The organism is Amycolatopsis tucumanensis (genome assembly GCF_021654135.1).
Taxonomy (GTDB): Bacteria; Actinomycetota; Actinomycetes; order Mycobacteriales; family Pseudonocardiaceae; genus Amycolatopsis_E; species Amycolatopsis_E tucumanensis.
Genome location: NZ_JAKGSD010000005.1, coordinates 25,051 through 41,373, shown reverse-complemented (window position 1 = coordinate 41,373; position 16,323 = coordinate 25,051). Strand labels below are relative to the sequence as shown.

18 protein-coding genes are annotated in these 16,323 nt (G+C 73.0%); 2 read left to right on the top strand and 16 right to left on the bottom strand.

Translation table 11 applies throughout. The annotated features are described in order from the left end of the window. Positions 1-52 precede the first annotated feature (52 nt). From L2C96_RS07705 to pdxS, 11 genes are all read right to left on the bottom strand, one after another. Positions 53-571, bottom strand: coding sequence for an adenine phosphoribosyltransferase (locus L2C96_RS07705; RefSeq protein WP_020420702.1), 519 nt, complete (start codon positions 569-571; stop codon positions 53-55). Between the two features lies 1 nt (position 572). Next, entirely contained in the window at positions 573-1,802 is a 1,230-nt protein-coding gene (gene secF, locus L2C96_RS07700; protein ID WP_237335670.1) for a protein translocase subunit SecF, read from the bottom strand. Between the two features lies 1 nt (position 1,803). Further along, on the bottom strand, positions 1,804-3,378 hold the full coding sequence (gene secD, locus L2C96_RS07695) for a protein translocase subunit SecD (RefSeq protein WP_237335669.1): 1,575 nt from the start codon (positions 3,376-3,378) through the stop codon (positions 1,804-1,806). Positions 3,379-3,518: 140 nt separating this feature from the next. Beyond that, on the bottom strand, positions 3,519-3,902 hold the full coding sequence (gene yajC, locus L2C96_RS07690) for a preprotein translocase subunit YajC (RefSeq protein ID WP_020420705.1): 384 nt from the start codon (positions 3,900-3,902) through the stop codon (positions 3,519-3,521). Positions 3,903-3,999: 97 nt separating this feature from the next. Continuing rightward, entirely contained in the window at positions 4,000-5,058 is a 1,059-nt protein-coding gene (ruvB, locus tag L2C96_RS07685; protein WP_369794346.1) for a Holliday junction branch migration DNA helicase RuvB, read from the bottom strand. Between the two features lie 12 nt (positions 5,059-5,070). After that, a complete protein-coding gene (ruvA, locus tag L2C96_RS07680) occupies positions 5,071-5,664 on the bottom strand; it encodes a Holliday junction branch migration protein RuvA (protein ID WP_020420707.1) in 594 nt (197 codons plus the stop codon). Continuing rightward, positions 5,661-6,290: a crossover junction endodeoxyribonuclease RuvC gene (gene ruvC / locus L2C96_RS07675; RefSeq protein WP_237335668.1), complete on the bottom strand. Its 630-nt coding sequence runs from the start codon at positions 6,288-6,290 to the stop codon at positions 5,661-5,663. The genes ruvA and ruvC overlap by 4 nt, the downstream gene beginning before the upstream one ends. A gap of 97 nt (positions 6,291-6,387) precedes the next feature. Next, a complete protein-coding gene (locus L2C96_RS07670; RefSeq protein ID WP_237335667.1) occupies positions 6,388-6,906 on the bottom strand; it encodes a DUF4262 domain-containing protein in 519 nt (172 codons plus the stop codon). Between the two features lie 110 nt (positions 6,907-7,016). After that, complete coding sequence (locus L2C96_RS07665) at positions 7,017-7,769, bottom strand: YebC/PmpR family DNA-binding transcriptional regulator (protein ID WP_020420710.1); 753 nt, start codon at positions 7,767-7,769, stop codon at positions 7,017-7,019. Then, positions 7,766-8,401 (bottom strand): pyridoxal 5'-phosphate synthase glutaminase subunit PdxT, encoded by a 636-nt coding sequence (gene pdxT, locus L2C96_RS07660; protein WP_020420711.1) that lies wholly within the window; start codon positions 8,399-8,401, stop codon positions 7,766-7,768. Before pdxT ends, L2C96_RS07665 begins: the two co-directional genes overlap by 4 nt. An 85-nt stretch (positions 8,402-8,486) precedes the next feature. Next, positions 8,487-9,401, bottom strand: a complete 915-nt coding sequence (gene pdxS / locus L2C96_RS07655; RefSeq protein WP_027936254.1) for a pyridoxal 5'-phosphate synthase lyase subunit PdxS — start codon at positions 9,399-9,401, stop codon at positions 8,487-8,489. Between the two features lie 209 nt (positions 9,402-9,610). Here pdxS and L2C96_RS07650 point away from each other — a divergent pair, with 209 nt between their 5' ends. After that, positions 9,611-11,734 (top strand): elongation factor G-like protein EF-G2, encoded by a 2,124-nt coding sequence (locus L2C96_RS07650; RefSeq protein ID WP_237335666.1) that lies wholly within the window; start codon positions 9,611-9,613, stop codon positions 11,732-11,734. 43 nt (positions 11,735-11,777) lie between these two features. After that, entirely contained in the window at positions 11,778-12,077 is a 300-nt protein-coding gene (locus L2C96_RS07645; protein ID WP_237335665.1) for a hypothetical protein, read from the top strand. Between the two features lie 552 nt (positions 12,078-12,629). Here the strand turns inward: L2C96_RS07645 and L2C96_RS07640 are convergent. The 5 genes from L2C96_RS07640 to pgsA are packed head-to-tail and all read right to left on the bottom strand — an operon-like array spanning position 12,630 to position 16,289. After that, positions 12,630-13,130, bottom strand: coding sequence for an XdhC family protein (locus L2C96_RS07640; protein WP_020420715.1), 501 nt, complete (start codon positions 13,128-13,130; stop codon positions 12,630-12,632). Between the two features lie 9 nt (positions 13,131-13,139). Continuing rightward, positions 13,140-13,634: a LemA family protein gene (locus tag L2C96_RS07635; RefSeq protein WP_020420716.1), complete on the bottom strand. Its 495-nt coding sequence runs from the start codon at positions 13,632-13,634 to the stop codon at positions 13,140-13,142. Next, a complete protein-coding gene (locus tag L2C96_RS07630; protein WP_020420717.1) occupies positions 13,631-14,770 on the bottom strand; it encodes a glycosyltransferase family 4 protein in 1,140 nt (379 codons plus the stop codon). The genes L2C96_RS07635 and L2C96_RS07630 overlap by 4 nt, the downstream gene beginning before the upstream one ends. Continuing rightward, positions 14,767-15,681: a phosphatidylinositol mannoside acyltransferase gene (locus tag L2C96_RS07625; RefSeq protein WP_020420718.1), complete on the bottom strand. Its 915-nt coding sequence runs from the start codon at positions 15,679-15,681 to the stop codon at positions 14,767-14,769. Before L2C96_RS07625 ends, L2C96_RS07630 begins: the two co-directional genes overlap by 4 nt. Beyond that, the gene (gene pgsA / locus L2C96_RS07620) at positions 15,681-16,289 is read right to left on the bottom strand and encodes a phosphatidylinositol phosphate synthase (RefSeq protein WP_017987950.1); all 609 of its coding nucleotides are present in this window, start codon (positions 16,287-16,289) and stop codon (positions 15,681-15,683) included. Before pgsA ends, L2C96_RS07625 begins: the two co-directional genes overlap by 1 nt. Between the last annotated feature and the right edge of the window lie 34 nt (positions 16,290-16,323).

Here is a 16,323-nt window from a genome sequence, read left to right as displayed (position 1 = left end):
GCCACCTCGTTGTTCCCAGCCGCGCCGACCGCCCCGCTGACGCGCCGAACGGTCAGGTGACCAGGAGCGAGCTGACCTTCCGGCCGCTCAGCGCCGACCGCCCGTCGAGGGCGGCCAGCTCCATCACCACGGACACGCCGGTGACCGTCGCACCCGCCTTCTCCAGCAGCTCACAGGCCGCGGCGACGGTGCCGCCGGTGGCGAGCACGTCGTCGACCACCACGGCCCGCTGCCCGGGCCGCACCACCCCGGACGGCAGTTCCAGGGTCGCCGAGCCGTACTCCAGGGCGTAGTCCACCCGGCCGGCCACGCTGGGCAGCTTGCCGGGCTTGCGCACCAGGACCACACCCATGCCGCGGGCGTAGCCGACGGCCGCGGCGAGCAGGAACCCGCGCGCTTCGACCGCGGCCAGCACATCGGTGCCCGGATCGACCGTCGCCGCCAGCGCGTCGATCACCGCCGCGAACCCGTCCGCGTCGGCGAACAGCGGCGACAGGTCCCGGAACAGCACACCGGGCTCCGGGAAGTCCGGCACCTCGGCGATCAGGCCGAGCGCACGCTCCAGGTCCACGTCAGCGCTTCCGCTTGCCCGACGGCCGCCCACGCCGCGGCTGCGACTTCGGCGTGCGGGCCGGGACGCTCGCGGCCGCCGCGTACGCCTTCTCCTTGCGCAGCTCGGCGTCCAGCGCCTCGTCGTCGCTCGCGTCGAAGTCGGCCTCGCGCTCGGCGGCCTTGCGGGCCTGGTTGGCGCGGCGCGCGCGGACCCGCTCGGCCTGCTGCTTGTACTTCGGGTCGCGCATCTTGAAGTCGACCAGCAGCGGGGTCGCCAGGAACAGCGACGACAGCACGCCGGCGAGCATGCCGCTCAGCTGCACCAGCGCGAGGTCCTGCAGCGTGCCGGACCCGAGCAGGATGTAGCCGACGACCAGCAGGCCCAGCACCGGCAGCAGCGCGATGACCGAGGTGTTGATCGAGCGCATCAGCGTCTGGTTCAGCGCCAGGTTCGCGGTCTCGGCGTAGGTGCGGCGGGTCAGGCCGAGGATGCCGCGGGTGTTCTCCTTGACCTTGTCGAACACCACCACGGTGTCGTAGAGGGAGAATCCGAGGATGGTCAGCAGGCCGATCACCGTCGCCGGCGTGACCTCGAACCCGACGAGCGAGTAGATGCCCGCGGTGACCAGGATGTCGTGCACCAGCGCGATGAGCGCGGTGACCGCCATCCAGCGTTCGAAGTAGACCGCGAGGAACACGGTCACCAGGACCATGAACACGGCGAGCGCGATCAGCGCCTGCTGGGAGATCTCCTGGCCCCAGGACGCGCTGACCGCGCTGTCGCTGATGGCCTGCACGCTCGGCTGGCCGTTGCCGCCGATCGGCTTGAGCTGGTCGAACAGGGTCTGCTTGACCTTGGCGACCTGGTCGGCGTCGAGGGTGTCCGACCGCAGCTCGACGGTGGCGGCGTCGCCCACGCCGACCGTCTGCGCCGAGTCGGCCTGCTCGCCGAGCGCGTCGGCGAACGCCTGCTTGGCCGCGTCGGCAGTGATCGGGCCGTTCGCGCCGCGCGCGGGCATCTGGATCTGGGTGCCGCCCTCGAACTCGATGCCGAGGTTGAAGCCCTTGATGCCGATCGAGGCGATGCACACCAGCACCAGGACCGCGAAGAAGATGTACCAGCGCTTGCGCTTGCCGACGATGTCGAAGGCGCCGGTGCCGACGTAGAGGCGGTGGAAGACGCTCTCCCGCCCGGCCTTCTTCGTGGCCGGCGCGGCGTGCGTGCTCTCGGTGTTCAGCTCGTCTGCCACGTCAGGACTCCTTCGCGCCCGCGCCGGCGGGCACCTTGCGCGCGGACCGGCGCTCCGCGGCCAGCGTCTGCACGCCGCCGAGGCCGGTGAGCTTCGGCTGGGACAGGAACTTCGACTTCGACGCCATCGCGACCAGCGGGTGCGTCACGAGGAACACCACGATCAGGTCGAGCACGGTCGACATGCCGAGGGTGAACGCGAAGCCCTGCACGTCACCGACCGCGATGGCGTAGAGCACCGCGGAGGCCAGGAACATGACCGCGTCCGAAGCGAGGATCGTGCGGCGGGCGCGCACCCAGCCGCGCGGCACCGCCGAGCGGAAGCTGCGCCCGCCCTCGCGGATCTCGTCCTTGAGCCGTTCGAAGAACACCACGAACGAGTCCGCGGTGACACCGATGGCGATGATGAACCCGGCGACGCCCGCCAGGTCGAGCGTGAAGTTGATCCACCGCCCGAGCAGGACCAGCACCGCGTAGACGATCAGGCCGGACAGCGCCAGCGAGACGACCGTGAGCACCCCGAGCAGGCGGTAGTAGACCAGGCAGTAGACGAACACCAGCGCCAGGCCGATGCCGCCGGCGATCAGGCCCGCCTTGAGCGAGGCCAGGCCGAGCGTGGCCGACACGGTGGTGGCGTCGGACGAGGTGAACGACAGCGGCAGCGAGCCGTACTTCAGGACGTCGGCGAGGTCCTTGGTCTGCGCCTGCGTGAAGTTGCCGCTGATCTGGGTGTTGCCGTCGAGGATCGCGCTCTGGATGGTCGGCGCGGACACGACCTGCGTGTCGAGCACGAACGCGGCGCGCTGGCCGATGTTGGCCGTGGTGAAGTCGGCCCAGACCTGGCGGCCCTCGGACTTGAAGGTGAGGTCCACGGTCCACTGCGGCTTGTTCTGCGCCGGCGACGAGGACACCGCGTTGTCGATCTCGGTGCCCTTCAGGAACACCGGGCCGAGCAGGTACTTCTCGGTGCCGGTCTGGTCGCAGGTGAGCAGCGGCAGGTTCGGGTCGTCGTTGCCGCGCAGCGGGTCCTGCGTGGAGCAGGTGAACGCGGTCAGCGCGGCGGACGCGTTCGGCCCGGCGGCGAGCGAGTCGCCGGTGCCGGTGACCAGATCGGCGGCCTGGCGGGTGGCCTTGGCCTGCTGGATCGCGGCCGGGTCGTCGCCCTGCCCCGGCGGCGGCGCGACCGGCGGGGTGGTCACGGTCTGCGCGTCGATCACCTTGCGGAAGCCGAGCTGGGCGGTCTGGCCGAGCTTCTTGGCCTGGTCGCCCTGCTCACCGGGGACGGTGATCACGATGTTGTCACCGTCGAGGACCACCTCGGTGCCGCTGACGCCGATCCCGTTCACGCGGGTCTCGATGATCTGGCGCGCCTGGTTGAGCGACTCGCGCGAGGGCGCGGAGCCGTCCGGGGTGCGCGCGCTCAGCGTCACCCGGGTGCCGCCCTGCAGGTCGATGCCCAGCTTCGGCGTGGGCTTCCCGCCGCCGGTGAAGAACACCAGGGCGTAGAGCACGACCACGATCAGGACGAAGAAGCCGAGATAGCGTCCCGGGCGGATCCGCCCGGCCGGTGGTGCCACGGTGGTCGTTCTCCTCGACGGTCAGCTACACGGGGTTCGTGCCGCCTACGCGGCGGTACGCAGACACTACTCGCCGCGTTGTGAACGCGGCGTTGACCCCGGCGTCACCACCGGACGCCGGGGTTGGGCCCGTCGTCGGGCTACTTCTTCTCGCTCTCCAGCGAGGGAGCAGCGGCCTTCTCGTCGGCCTTGGGCGCCTCGGCGGTCTCCACCGTCTCGACCACGGCTTCGTCGTCGTCGGTCTCGACCTCGTCGGCCACCTCGGGCGCGACCTTCTCGCGCACCGCCTGGCGCAGCCACGTCGTCACGACGCCGGGCGCGATCTCGATGTCGATCGTGGTGTCGCTGCTGGTGTCCGCCACCGTGCCGTACAGGCCGGAGGTGGTCATCACCCGGTCGCCCTCGGACAGGCTGCTCTGCAGCTTCTGCTGCTCCTGCACGGCACGCTTCTGCTTCCGGGTGCCCATCACCAGCGGGATCGCCACGACGAGCATGAGCAGCAACGGCAGGAAAAGCTGTTCCATGATTCTCCATTCGGTGCGCGGCGCCCGGCCGCTCACCAATTTGTCCGGATGTGCTCTTTCGAGTGTGCCAGGCACCACTGACCAGGCCAGCACCCGGTTAGTCGAACAGGGTAGGCCCTGCCTGGTCCGGACGGGGCGGCGGGCGCAAACCCAGGTGCTCCCAGGCACTCGCCGTCGCCACCCGGCCACGCGGGGTGCGCGCGAGCATACCCGCGCGCACCAGGTAGGGCTCGCAGACTTCCTCGACCGTCGTCGGTTCCTCGCCCACCGCCACGGCGAGCGTGGACACCCCGACCGGGCCGCCGCCGAAGGAGTGCACCAGCGCCGACAGCACGGCGCGGTCCAGCCGGTCCAGGCCGAGCTCGTCGACGTCGTAGACCGCCAGCGCGGCGCGGGCGACGGCGAGGGTGACCTTGCCGTCCTCGCGGACCTCGGCGTAGTCGCGGACGCGGCGCAGCAGCCGGTTGGCGATCCGGGGCGTGCCGCGTGAGCGGCGGGCGATCTCCGCGCTGCCCTCGGCGTCGATCTCGATGTCCAGGATCTTCGCCGAGCGGCGGACCACCTGGTCGAGCTCGTGGTCGGCGTAGAACTCCATCTGGCCGGTGAAGCCGAACCGGTCGCGCAGCGGGCCGGTCAGCGCGCCGGAGCGGGTGGTGGCCCCGACCAGGGTGAACGGCGCGATCTCCAGCGGGATGCTGGTGGCGCCCGGCCCCTTGCCGACGACCACGTCGACGCGGAAGTCCTCCATCGCCAGGTAGAGCATCTCCTCGGCGGGGCGGGCGATCCGGTGGATCTCGTCGATGAACAGCACGTCGCCCTCGGCGAGGTTGGACAGCATCGCGGCGAGGTCGCCGGCGCGTTCCAGCGCCGGGCCGGAGGTGATGCGGATCGAGGCGTCCAGCTCGGCCGCGACGATCATCGCCAGGCTCGTCTTGCCGAGGCCGGGCGGGCCGGACAGCAGGACGTGGTCCGGCGGCACGCCGCGCCGCCGGGCGCTCTCCAGCACCAGTTCCAGCTGCTCGCGCACGCGGGGCTGGCCGATGAACTCGCTCAGCCTGCTCGGGCGCAGCGTCGTCTCCATCTCGCGCTCGCCCAGCTGGGGCAGCGCGGAGAGGGTCTCGTCCGCCGGGTGCTCGGTCACCTCTTCATCGTGCACGCGTCAGCAGCCTCACTTGCGCCCGAGGGTGCTCAGCGCGGCGCGCAGCACGGCCGGGGTGGTGTCGGCCTCGCCCGCGGCCAGCACCTTCTCCACGGCCTGCTCGGCCTGCTTGGCGGGGAAGCCGAGGCCGGTGAGCGCCTCGACGACCTCGGCGCGCACCGCGCCCGCCGCCGGGGCAGCGGTGGTCTCGGCGGTCCCGCCGGCCGCGGTGACCTTGTCGCGCAGTTCCAGGGTGAGCCGCTCGGCGCCCTTGCGGCCGATGCCCGGCACCTGGGTGAGCACGGTGATGTTGCCTTCGGCGAGCGCGGTCCGCAGCTTGTCCGGGTCGAGCACGGCCAGCGCGGCCAGCGCCAGGCGCGGCCCGATGCCGGACACGGTCTGCAGCAGCCCGAACAGCTCGCGGGCCTCGGCGTCGGCGAAGCCGAACAGCGTCAGCGAGTCCTCGCGCACGACGAGCGACGTGTAGAGGCGGACCTCTTCGCCCCGCCGCAGCGTGGCCAGCGTCGACGGCGTGGCCTGCACCGCGAGGCCGACCCCGCCGACCTCCACCACGACGTGGTCGAGCCCGACCGAGAGCACCTCGCCCCGGACCGAGGAGATCATCCCCGCACTCCCTTCCCTGGTGTCCGCATGTTCGCCCCGCGGGGAACCACCGCCGGCACGGCGCCCGCCGACTTCGCCGCCGCGGCGAGCCGGGCCTTGTGCGCGCGGGCGAGTTCGGCCGCGCGCGCCTCGGCTTCGGCGAGCCGGTCGCGCATCGGCTGGCGCCACAGGTGGCAGATGGCCAGCGCGAGCGCGTCGGCCGCGTCGGCGGGGCGCGGCGCCTGCGCGAGCCCGAGCAGCCGGGTGACCATGCCGGTGACCTGCGCCTTGTCCGCGCGGCCGCTGCCGGTGACGGCGGCCTTGACCTCGCTCGGCGTGTGGAACACGACCGGCAGCCCGCGGCGGGCGGCGGCCAGCGCCACCACTCCCCCGGCCTGCGCGGTGCCCATCGCGGTGCGCACGTTGTGCTGGCTGAAGACGCGCTCCACGGCGACCGCCTCCGGGCGGTAGGTGTCCAGCCAGTGCTCGACGGCGTCGGAGACCGCGAGCAGGCGCCGTTCCAGCGTGTCGTCGACCGGGGTGCGGACGACGTCCACCGCGACGCAGCTGACGGTGCGGCCGGTCCCCCCGTCCACCACGCCGAGCCCGCACCGGGTCAGCCCGGGGTCCACGCCGAGCACTCGCACCGATCACCCTCCTGCCGCCGAACACGCGTTCGAGGTGAGGCTACCGCGCCGGGCCACCCCGGCCCGGCAGGACGCGCCGGGGGCCGATGATCGTCCTTTATGGACCGTCGACGCCCGGGGTCCAGCTCTCCGGCGCGCCGCTCTCGGTCAGCACCGGCTGCCAGTCGGCGAACCCCTCCGGCGCGTCCGCGCTCCACGGCCAGTGCCCGTCCGGCGTGGCGACGATGATCTGCAGCGCGGGGAAGTCGCCGTCCGGGTAGACGAGGAACGCGCTGCCGAGGTACTCGAGGTAGTGCCCCTTGGCGACGCGCTCGAAGGTGACCGGCACGCCCTCGAAGAAGTCCTCGTAGACCTTGCCCGGCACGAACTCCTCGCCGTTGGCGGCGCGGTCCACGTAGGCGTCGAGCAGGACCGGCGCCATCTGCTCGGGCAGCCCGACGACGACGGCCTCGGGGACCTCGTGCAGCGCCCACACGCACGCCGTGAACGCGTACCCCGCGCCGGAATCGTCGGCCGCCACGGAGATCACCGCGTTGCCGCGGGTCTCGGCCTGGTTGACGATCCACTCGAGGAGCTCGGATTCTTCGGGCGCGAGGGTCTCGGTCACGGGCGGCATTCTGCCGTACGCGGGTGGCGGCGGCACAGCCCCCGGTGGTGGAAAATTCCCGTTGCACACCAAGGGCCCTCCGGCTGCGCGCCGGAGGGCCCTTGGGAGAACGCGGGTCGTTACGCGCCGACCTCTTCGAGCACCTCGTCGCTCACATCGAAGTTGGCGTACACGTTCTGGACGTCGTCGCAGTCCTCCAGCGCGTCGATCAGCCGGAAGACCTTCTTGGCGCCCTCGGCGTCCAGCGGGACGCTGACCGACGGCAGGAACGTCGGGTCGGCCGACTCGTAGTCGTAACCGGCGTCCTGCAGCGCCTTGCGGACGTTGATCAGGTCGGTGGCCTCGGAGACGATCTCGAAGTTGTCGCCGAGGTCGTTGACCTCCTCCGCGCCCGCGTCGAGGACGGCCATCAGGACGTCGTCCTCGGACAGGTCGTTCTTGGGCATGATCACCACGCCCTTGCGGTTGAACAGGTACGACACCGAGCCCGGGTCGGCGAGTGAACCGCCGTTGCGGGTCAGCGCGGTGCGCACCTCGCCCGCCGCGCGGTTGCGGTTGTCGGTCAGGCACTCGATCAGCACGGCGACGCCGTTGGGGCCGTAGCCCTCGTAGTTGATCGTCTGCCAGTCCGCGCCGCCCGCTTCCTCACCGGCGCCGCGCTTGCGCGCGCGCTCGATGTTGTCCTGCGGGACCGAGTTCTTCTTCGCCTTCTGGATGGCGTCGTAGAGGGTCGGGTTGCCCTCGGGATCGCCCCCGCCGGTCCGCGCGGCGACCTCGATGTTCTTGATGAGTCTCGCGAACAGCTTGCCACGCTTGGCGTCGAGGGCGGCCTTCTTGTGCTTCGTGGTGGCCCACTTGGAGTGGCCGCTCATCTCTCCTCCGTCTCGCTCGTCGTCGCCGCGTCCCGCACCATCTCCACGAACAGGCGATGGACCCGATCGTCACCGGTCAGCTCCGGGTGGAAGGCCGTGGCGAGCACCGGCCCCTGCCGGACCGCGACGATCCTAGCGCCGCTGCCCTCGGCGCCGGGCACCGTGGCCAGCACCTCGACCCCGTCGCCTGCTTTTTCCACCCACGGGGCGCGGATGAAGACCGCGTGCAGGGGACCGCCGGGCAGCGCCGCGAAGGCCAGGTCCTCCTCGAAGGAGTCCACCTGGCGGCCGAAGGCGTTGCGCCGGACGATCACGTCCAGCGCGCCGAGCTGGTGCTGGTCGGGGCGGCCGTCCAGGGCCTGCTTCGCGAGCAGGATCATGCCCGCGCACGAGCCGAAGGCGGGCAGCCCCGCGGCGAGCCGCTCGCGGAGCGGGCCGAGCAGCTCGAAGGTCTCGAGCAGGCGCGACATGGTGGTGGACTCGCCGCCGGGCAGGACGAGCCCGTCGACGGCGGCCAGCTCGGACTCGCGCCGCACGGCGACGGCGCGCCCGCCCGCGCTCTCGACCATGGCGGCGTGCTCCCGCACGTCCCCCTGCAGCGCGAGAACGCCGATCACCGGTACCGCGGACACCTGACCTCCTGGAACACGTCGAAAACCACTGCGGGACCACGCGGCGGGGGCCGGCCGCGCCCGCGACCGGCCCCCGGGCGGAGGACTACCAGCCGCGCTCGGCGAGCCGGTGCGGCTCCGGCACGTCGTCCACGTTGATGCCGACCATCGCCTCGCCGAGGCCGCGGGACACCTTCGCGATCACGTCCGGGTCGTCGTGGAACGTGGTGGCCTTGACGATCGCCTCGGCGCGCTTCGCGGGGTCGCCGGACTTGAAGATGCCGGAGCCGACGAACACGCCCTCGGCGCCGAGCTGCATCATCATCGCCGCGTCGGCCGGGGTCGCGATGCCGCCCGCGGTGAACAGCACGACCGGCAGCTTGCCCTTCTCCGCCACCTCGCGCACCAGTTCGTAGGGCGCCTGCAGCTCCTTGGCGGCGACGTACAGCTCGTCCTCCGGCAGCGACGTGAGCCGCCGGATCTCGGCGCGGATCTTGCGCATGTGGGTGGTCGCGTTGGAGACATCGCCGGTACCCGCCTCGCCCTTGGAGCGGATCATCGCCGCGCCCTCGTTGATGCGGCGCAGCGCCTCGCCCAGGTTCGTCGCCCCGCACACGAACGGCACGGTGAAGGCCCACTTGTCGATGTGGTTGGCGTAGTCGGCGGGGGTGAGCACCTCGGACTCGTCGATGTAGTCGACACCGAGCGACTGCAGCACCTGCGCCTCGACGAAGTGGCCGATCCGCGCCTTGGCCATCACCGGGATGGAGACGGTGTCGATGATGCCCTCGATGAGGTCCGGGTCGCTCATCCGCGCCACCCCGCCCTGCGCGCGGATGTCGGCGGGCACGCGCTCGAGCGCCATGACGGCCACCGCGCCGGCGTCCTCGGCGATCTTGGCCTGCTCGGGGGTGACGACGTCCATGATCACGCCGCCCTTGAGCATCTCGGCCATGCCCCGCTTGACGCGGGCGGTGCCCCGTTCGGGCGTGGCGGAACTGCTGGACTGAACTTCGGACACGACAGAACGCCTTTCACGAAACACAGAGGGGGTTCGGGGTCCAGTCTAGGTTTCGGTGGACCGCTCCCCCAGGCCAGTTCGCCGCGATCTCAGCAGTCCACTTTCGCTCCGCAGGCGCAACCTGCCCGCGCGGGGTTGCCGGACCATGCTCGCCGGGTGTGTGATCGAGGACACACCTTTCGACAGCGTCGTCCCCCGGGGAGCCCGTCATGGCCGACAAACAAGCCCGCACCGTCGATGCCGGAGCCGCGGTCGCTGTGGACGACCCGGTCAAGGTCCGCAACGTGGTCCTGGTCGGGCCGTCCGGCTCCGGCAAGACCACCCTCACCGAGGCCCTGCTCGCGGTGTCCGGCACCGTGACCAGGGCCGGTTCCGTTGTGGAGGGCACCACGGTCTGCGACCACGACCCGGCGGCCGTGCGCCAGCAGCGCTCGGTCGGGCTCTCCGTCGCGCCGGTGATGCACGACGGGCACAAGATCAACCTGATCGACACCCCCGGTTACGCCGACTTCGTGGGCGAGCTGCGGGCCGGGCTGCGCGCCGCCGACGCCGCGTTGTTCGTGGTGTGCTCGGCCGAGGGCGTCGACCCGGCGACGGTGGCCATCTGGGAGGAGTGCGCCGCGGTGGGCATGCCGCGCGCCGTGATCGTCTCCCGGCTGGACCACCACCGCGCCGACCCCGAGGGCGAGATCGCCGCGTGCCAGGACGCGTTCGGCGCCGGCGTGCTGCCGCTGTACCTGCCGGCGAGCGGCCCGGAGCCGGGCCTGGTCGGGCTGATCACGCGGCGGCTGTACGACTACTCGGACGGCTTCCCGCCGCGCCTGGGCGAACCGTCGCCGGCCGACCTGGAGCGGCTGACCGAGGCGCGCAACGAGCTCATCGAGGGCATCATCGCCGAGAGCGAGGACGAGACCCTGATGGACCGCTACCTCGCGGGCGAGGAGATCAGCGAGGACACGCTGATCGCGGACCTGGAGACGGCGGTGGCGCGCGGGTCCTTCCACCCGGTGATCCCGGTGTGCGCGGCCACCGGCGTGGGGCTGGCCGAGGTGCTCGACGGCATCGTCCGCGCGTTCCCGTCGCCGCTGGAGCACAAGCTGCCGCCGGTCACCACGCCCGAGGGCGCCCCGCACCCCGAGCTGAGCACCGACCCGGACGGGCCGCTGGCCGCCGAGGTGGTGCGCACCGCCGTCGACTCCTACGTCGGGCGGGTGTCGCTCGTCCGGGTGTTCTCCGGGACGCTGCGGCCGGAGCGGCCGGTGCACGTGTCCGGGCACGGCATGGCCGAACGCGGTCACGAGGACCACGACACCGACGAGCGGGTGGCGCACCTGTACTCGCCGCTGGGCGCGAACCTGCGCGAGGTGCCCTACTGCGTCGCCGGGGACCTGTGCGCGCTGACGAAGGTCGGGTCGGCCGAGACCGGCGACACCGTCTCCTCCCCCGACCACCCGCTGCTGATGCGCCCGTGGCCGATGCCCGAGCCGCTGCTGCCGGTGGCCGTCGTGGCGCGCAACCGCAGCGACGAGGACGCCTTGGCGCGCAACCTGTCCCGCCTGGTGGCCGGCGACCCGACGCTGCGGCTGGAGCGCAACGCCGAGACGGCGCAGCTGGTCCTGTGGTGCATGGGCGAGGCGCACGCGGACGTCGTGCTGTCCCGGCTGCGGGCCGGCGGGGCCGAAGTGGACACCGAGCCGGTGAAGACGAGCCTGCGCGAGACGTTCGCCGGGCCGGCGAAGGGGCACGGGCGGCACGTGAAGCAGTCCGGCGGGCACGGCCAGTACGCGGTGTGCGACATCGAGGTCGAACCGCTGCCGCGGGGCGCCGGGTTCGAGTTCGTGGACCGGATCGTCGGCGGGGCCGTGCCGCACCAGTTCATCCCGAGCGTGGAGAAGGGGGTGCGGGCGCAGCTGCAGCGCGGGCTGGTGGCCGGCTTCCCGGTGGTCGACGTGCGGGTGACGCTCGTCGACGGCAAGGCGCACAGCGTGGACTCCTCGGACGCGGCGTTCCAGACCGCGGGCGCGCTGGCGCTGAAGGAGGCCGCCGCGAACGGGCGCGTGGTGCTGCTCGAACCGCTGGACGAGGTCGACGTCCGGGTGCCGGACGAGTACCTGGGCGCGGTGCTCGGCGACCTGTCCGCGCGGCGCGGCCGGGTGCTGGGGACGGAGTCGGTGAGCGGCGGGCGGAGCATCGTGCGCGCCGAGGTGCCCGCGACCGAGCTGCTGCGGTACACCACGGAGCTGCGGTCGCTGAGCTCCGGGACGGCGACGTTCACCCGCAGGCACACGCGCTACGACCCGATGCCGGAGAACCTGGTGGCGGCGCACGCCTGAAATTCACGGGCGCGGGCCGCGGTGGGGTGCCTATTCTCGCCGCATGCGCTACCACGAGGACGCCGAGGTGCTGGCGGCGATCGGGACGGCGATCGGGGAGCACCGGATCACCGTCCGGCTGCCGCGGGCGCTCGCCGAGGCCGCCCTGGCCGCCTGGCAGCGTGACGAGACCGGGCCGGTGGAGCCGGAGAGCCCGGAGCAGTGGGTGCTGCGGGACCGGGCGGCCGAACTGGCGCTGATCGGGCTCGCGGTGTCCGAGCGGGGCCGGGCCGAGGGGGACTTCGTGGTGGTGGACCTGGATGTGGCCGCGGCGGGCGCCGCGGTGCGAGCCGCCCGGGAGTGAGCCGGAGGCGGCACTCGCGCAGCGGCCGGCGCGGCGCGGAACTGGCGCAGGGCAGCGCGGCGCGCGGCAGAGCGGAACTCGCGCAGGGCGGCGTGCATGGCGGAGCGGAACTCGCGCCCGCACATGAGGAACTCGCGCGGCGAAGCCGCGGCGGGGGCGGCACTCGGCCGCTCCCGGACGCGGAACTCGCGCCCGGGACCGGGGTTCGCGCACGACCCGCTCGACGGGCGCGTTCGTGGGCAGGCATCAATCCCGCGGTGGGCGAGGTCCGCCCCGCCGGGGCGCGCTCAGCGGGCGAATAACCGCCGGACCGGCCGTTGCGACCTGCGCAGGGCCGCTCGGCGCCGCGCGGGCGGCACCGGCCGCGGAACTCGCGTCCGTGAACGGGGTCCGCGCACAACCCGCGCCACGGGGCCCGTTCGTGGGTCGGTACGCGAACGCGGCCGCGGCCGCGATCCACCTCGCCGGGCGCGATCAGCGGGTGAAGAACCGCCGGAACGGCCGTTGCGACTCGCGCAGCGCCGCTCGGCGCGGCGGTCAGGCGCCCGCGGATCAGCGGCCGAAGAAGCCACCCGGCCGGCCGTTGCGGTCCGCGATCAACCCGGCCAAGGTCGCGATCGCGATCTCCGCCGGGCGGCGCGAGCCGATGTCCAGGCCGATCGGGCGGTGCACCCGGGCGATGTCGGCCTCCGCCACGCCCAGCGACCGCAGCGCCGCCACGTGCGGGCCCTCGTGTCGCGGGTTGCCCATCACCCCGGCCCAGCGCACCGGCCGCGCCAGCACGTCCCGCAGCGCGGTGCCCAGCTCGGGCCGGTGGTGGTCGGTCACCACGACATCCGTGTCGCCATCCAGGTCCGGCAACTCGGCCGTCGCGCCCGGGACCGCTCGCGCGGGGTCCGGTTCGAACAGCAGCGTCCGGTAGCCCAGGTCCTCGCCGTAGCGCAGCAGGAACTCCGCGACCGGTGAGGCGAACACCGCGACCAGCGTCCGCGTGTCCACCGCTGAATCGTCCGCGCCGTGCGCCACCGCGCACGCCGAGTCTTCCGTAGCCATACGCGGATCCTAAGCGCCCGGCACCGGCGGTTCCGCGATCTCGAAGTACTCCGGCTGCCGCGCGGTGCCCGCCAGCTTGAAGTACCGCACCTTCCGCCGCCGTCGCAGCGCCAGCGTGTCGCGCACCGCGTCGTTGTGCACGCGCCGCGCGATCACCACCCGGTGCTCGGCGTCGGCCAGCTCCTCGGCCAGCGACGCGGGCAGCCGGGCCCGGTCGACCGTCTCCAGCAGCCGCGTCAGCTCGTTCTCCGCGACCTCGCGCTCGGCGCGCGGGGCCTTCTCCGCGATGTCCGCCGCCTCGCGCAGGCCCGGCGCCGCGCCGTCGACGGCCGCCACGGCCCGCGCGACCACCGCCCGCCGCGCCAGCGCCGCGTCCAGCGCCGCCCACCCGGCGTCCAGCCGGACGTGCAGCCGGTCCAGCCGGTTGGCGGTCGCGACCAGGAACAACCCGCCGAGCACGACGATCGCCGCGACGATCGAGACGACCAGCACGAACCAGTTCACAGCGGCGCGTCCTCCGCACTGACCCGCCGCGGGTCGGCGGCGATCGCCGTTTCGTAGACCCGCAGCACCTGCGTCACCACGACCGGCCAGTCGTAGATCGCGACCCGCTCCCCCGCCGCCGCGGCCAGCGACGTCCGCCGCGCCGGGTCGCCGAGCAGCTCACGCAGGCAATCGGCCAGCGCGGCGCTGTCGCCGGTGGTGAACAGCGCCCCGGCGCGGCCGTCGTCGAGCACGCGGCGGAACGAGTCGAGGTTGCTCGCCGCCACCGCCGTCCCGGCCGCCATCGCCTCGGTGAGGATCATCCCGAAGCTCTCGCCGCCGGTGTTGGGCGCGCAGTACACGTCCACGCTGCGCAGCGCCCGCGCCTTGGTGGCGTCGTCGACCTGCCCGAGCAGCTCCAGGTGCGGCGCCAGCTCCGGGCCCGCCATCCGGCGCAGCGCGTCGGCCTCGCCGCGCCCGACCACGAGCAGCCGCAGCTCCGGGAACTCCGGCAGCAGGCGTCGGGCGGCCTCCAGCAGGACGTCCATGCCCTTGCGCGGCTCGGTGAACCGGCCGACGAACCCGATCGTGCCGCCCGCCCGCGGATAACCCTCCAGCGGCTCGGCCCGGGAGAAGAACTCGACGTCGACGCCGTTCGGGATCTCCACCGCGTCACCACCGGCGTGCTCGACCTGCACCCGCCGCGCCAGCGCGGACACGGCGATGCGCGCGGTGATCTTCTCCAGCAGGGGCCGCAGCACCGGCTGGAACGCCGACAGCGTCCGGGACCGCGGCGTGGAGGTGTGGAACGTCGCGACGATCGGCCCGTCGGCGACCTTCAGCGCCAGCAGCGACAGGCTCGGCGCGGCAGGCTCGTGCAGGTGCAGCACGTCGAACCCGCCCTCGCGCAGCCACCGCCGCACCCGCGCGTAGGACACCGGGCCGAACTGCAGCCGCGCCACCGAGCCGTTGTACGGGATGCCGAGCGCCTTGCCCGCGGGGTGCACGAAGTCGGGCAGGTCCGCGTCGTCGTCCGCGGGAGCCAGCACCGACACCTCGTGCCCGCGGTCGCGCAGCGCGCGCGCCAGGTCCGTGACGTGCCCCTGGACACCGCCGGGCACGTCGAAGGAGTACGGGCAGACGATCCCGACCTTCACGCCGCTTCCTCCGCCGAAAAGGTCGCCTCCTCGAAATCGGCGGCCCACAGCTTCTGCATCATGTGCCAGTCCGCCGGGTGCGCGGCGATGTCGCCTGCGAAGACGTCGGCCAGCGCCTGGGTGGCCGCGGGCACCTCGGTGCGGTGCGCGACGCGGATGCGCGGGTGGATCCGGATGCCCCAGCCGTCCTCGGTGAACCAGCTGCCCACCGGCAGCAGCGCGGCGCCCGTGCTGGCGGCCAGCCGGGCCGGGCCGGCCGGCATGCTCGTCTTCTCCCCGAAGAACGACACCGGCACCCCGCTGCCGGACAGGTCGCGGTCGGCGATCAGGCACACCACCCGGTTCTCCCGCAACCGCTGCAGCAGCAACCGGAACGAGCCGGTGCCGCCGTCCGCGGACAGGATCTCGAACCCCAGCGACTCGCGGTAGGCGACGAACCGCTGGAACAGCGACTCCGGCTTGAGCCGTTCGACGACCGTGGTGAACGGGCCGTACCGGCCGACGGCCCAGATGCCCGGCACGTCCCAGTTCCCGCTGTGCGGCAACGCGACCACGGCGCCGTTGCCCTCGGCGAGCGCGGCGTCGAGGTTCTCCACGCCGCTGATCGTCGCGTTCACCCGGGCCCGGATGCCCTCCGCGTCCATCGTCGGCAGCCGGAACGCCTCGTGCCAGTAGCGCGCGTAGGACCGCACGGCCTGCCGGGTCAGCTCGTCGAGTTCGGTCTCGTCCGCCTGCGGCACGACGCGGACCAGGTTGCGGCGCAACTGCCGCACGCCGGGACCCTTGCGCCACGCCGCGAAGTCCGCGGCCAGCCCGAAACCGGCCTTCGCCAGCGGCACCGGCAGGCGGCGCACCACGTTCCAGCCGGCCGCGTAGCCGAGGTCGGCCATCCGCTCGCCGAACCGGCCCATCAGCCCGCCTCCCTGGCGGAGGCGGCGACGGCCAGCATCCGCTGGACCGTGGTGACGATCGAGCCCGCGGCGAGCAGCCACAGCGTGCCCTCGACGGCGAACGGCACACCGAGGCCCTCCAGCCCGGTGCCGACGAGCGCGATGATCAGCCGCTCGGCGCGCTCGACCAGCCCGCCGTCGGCCTTGAGACCCTCGGCCTCGGCGCGGGCCTTGATGTAGGAGATCACCTGCGCCAGCACGAGGCAGATCAGGCAGGCCGCCGCGGCGCGCAGGTTGTGCTCGACCGCGAAGCACCACCACGCGATGCCGGCGAACAGGGCGCCGTCGGCGAGCCGGTCGCAGGTCGCGTCCAGCGTCGCGCCGAACGGGGTGCCGTAGCCGCGGGCGCGGGCCATCGCGCCGTCGAGCAGGTCGAGCATCGCGAAGCCCCACACGGTGAACGTGCCGGCGAGCAGCATCCCGTTCGGGAAGAACACCAGGGCACAGGCGATCGCGCCGGCCGTGCCGATCATGGTCATCGCGTTCGGGGTCAGCCCGGCCCGCACCAGCGCGTGGCCGAGCGGGTCCAGGGCTCGCGAGACGGACGCTCGCGCGAAGATGTTCAGCATCAGATCGTCGGGGTGGCGGTATCGGCGGGCATGT

Coding starts and splice junctions, on each gene's coding strand:
- yajC (WP_020420705.1), bottom strand. CDS start 3,902: ATGGAACAGCTTTTCCTGCCGTTGCTGCTCATGCTCGTCGTGGCGATC.
- ruvA (WP_020420707.1), bottom strand. CDS start 5,664: ATGATCTCCTCGGTCCGGGGCGAGGTGCTCTCGGTCGGGCTCGACCAC.
- L2C96_RS07670 (WP_237335667.1), bottom strand. CDS start 6,906: ATGCCGCCCGTGACCGAGACCCTCGCGCCCGAAGAATCCGAGCTCCTC.
- L2C96_RS07665 (WP_020420710.1), bottom strand. CDS start 7,769: ATGAGCGGCCACTCCAAGTGGGCCACCACGAAGCACAAGAAGGCCGCC.
- L2C96_RS07650 (WP_237335666.1), top strand. CDS start 9,611: ATGGCCGACAAACAAGCCCGCACCGTCGATGCCGGAGCCGCGGTCGCT.
- L2C96_RS07645 (WP_237335665.1), top strand. CDS start 11,778: ATGCGCTACCACGAGGACGCCGAGGTGCTGGCGGCGATCGGGACGGCG.
- L2C96_RS07640 (WP_020420715.1), bottom strand. CDS start 13,130: ATGGCTACGGAAGACTCGGCGTGCGCGGTGGCGCACGGCGCGGACGAT.
- L2C96_RS07625 (WP_020420718.1), bottom strand. CDS start 15,681: ATGGGCCGGTTCGGCGAGCGGATGGCCGACCTCGGCTACGCGGCCGGC.
- pgsA (WP_017987950.1), bottom strand. CDS start 16,289: ATGCTGAACATCTTCGCGCGAGCGTCCGTCTCGCGAGCCCTGGACCCG.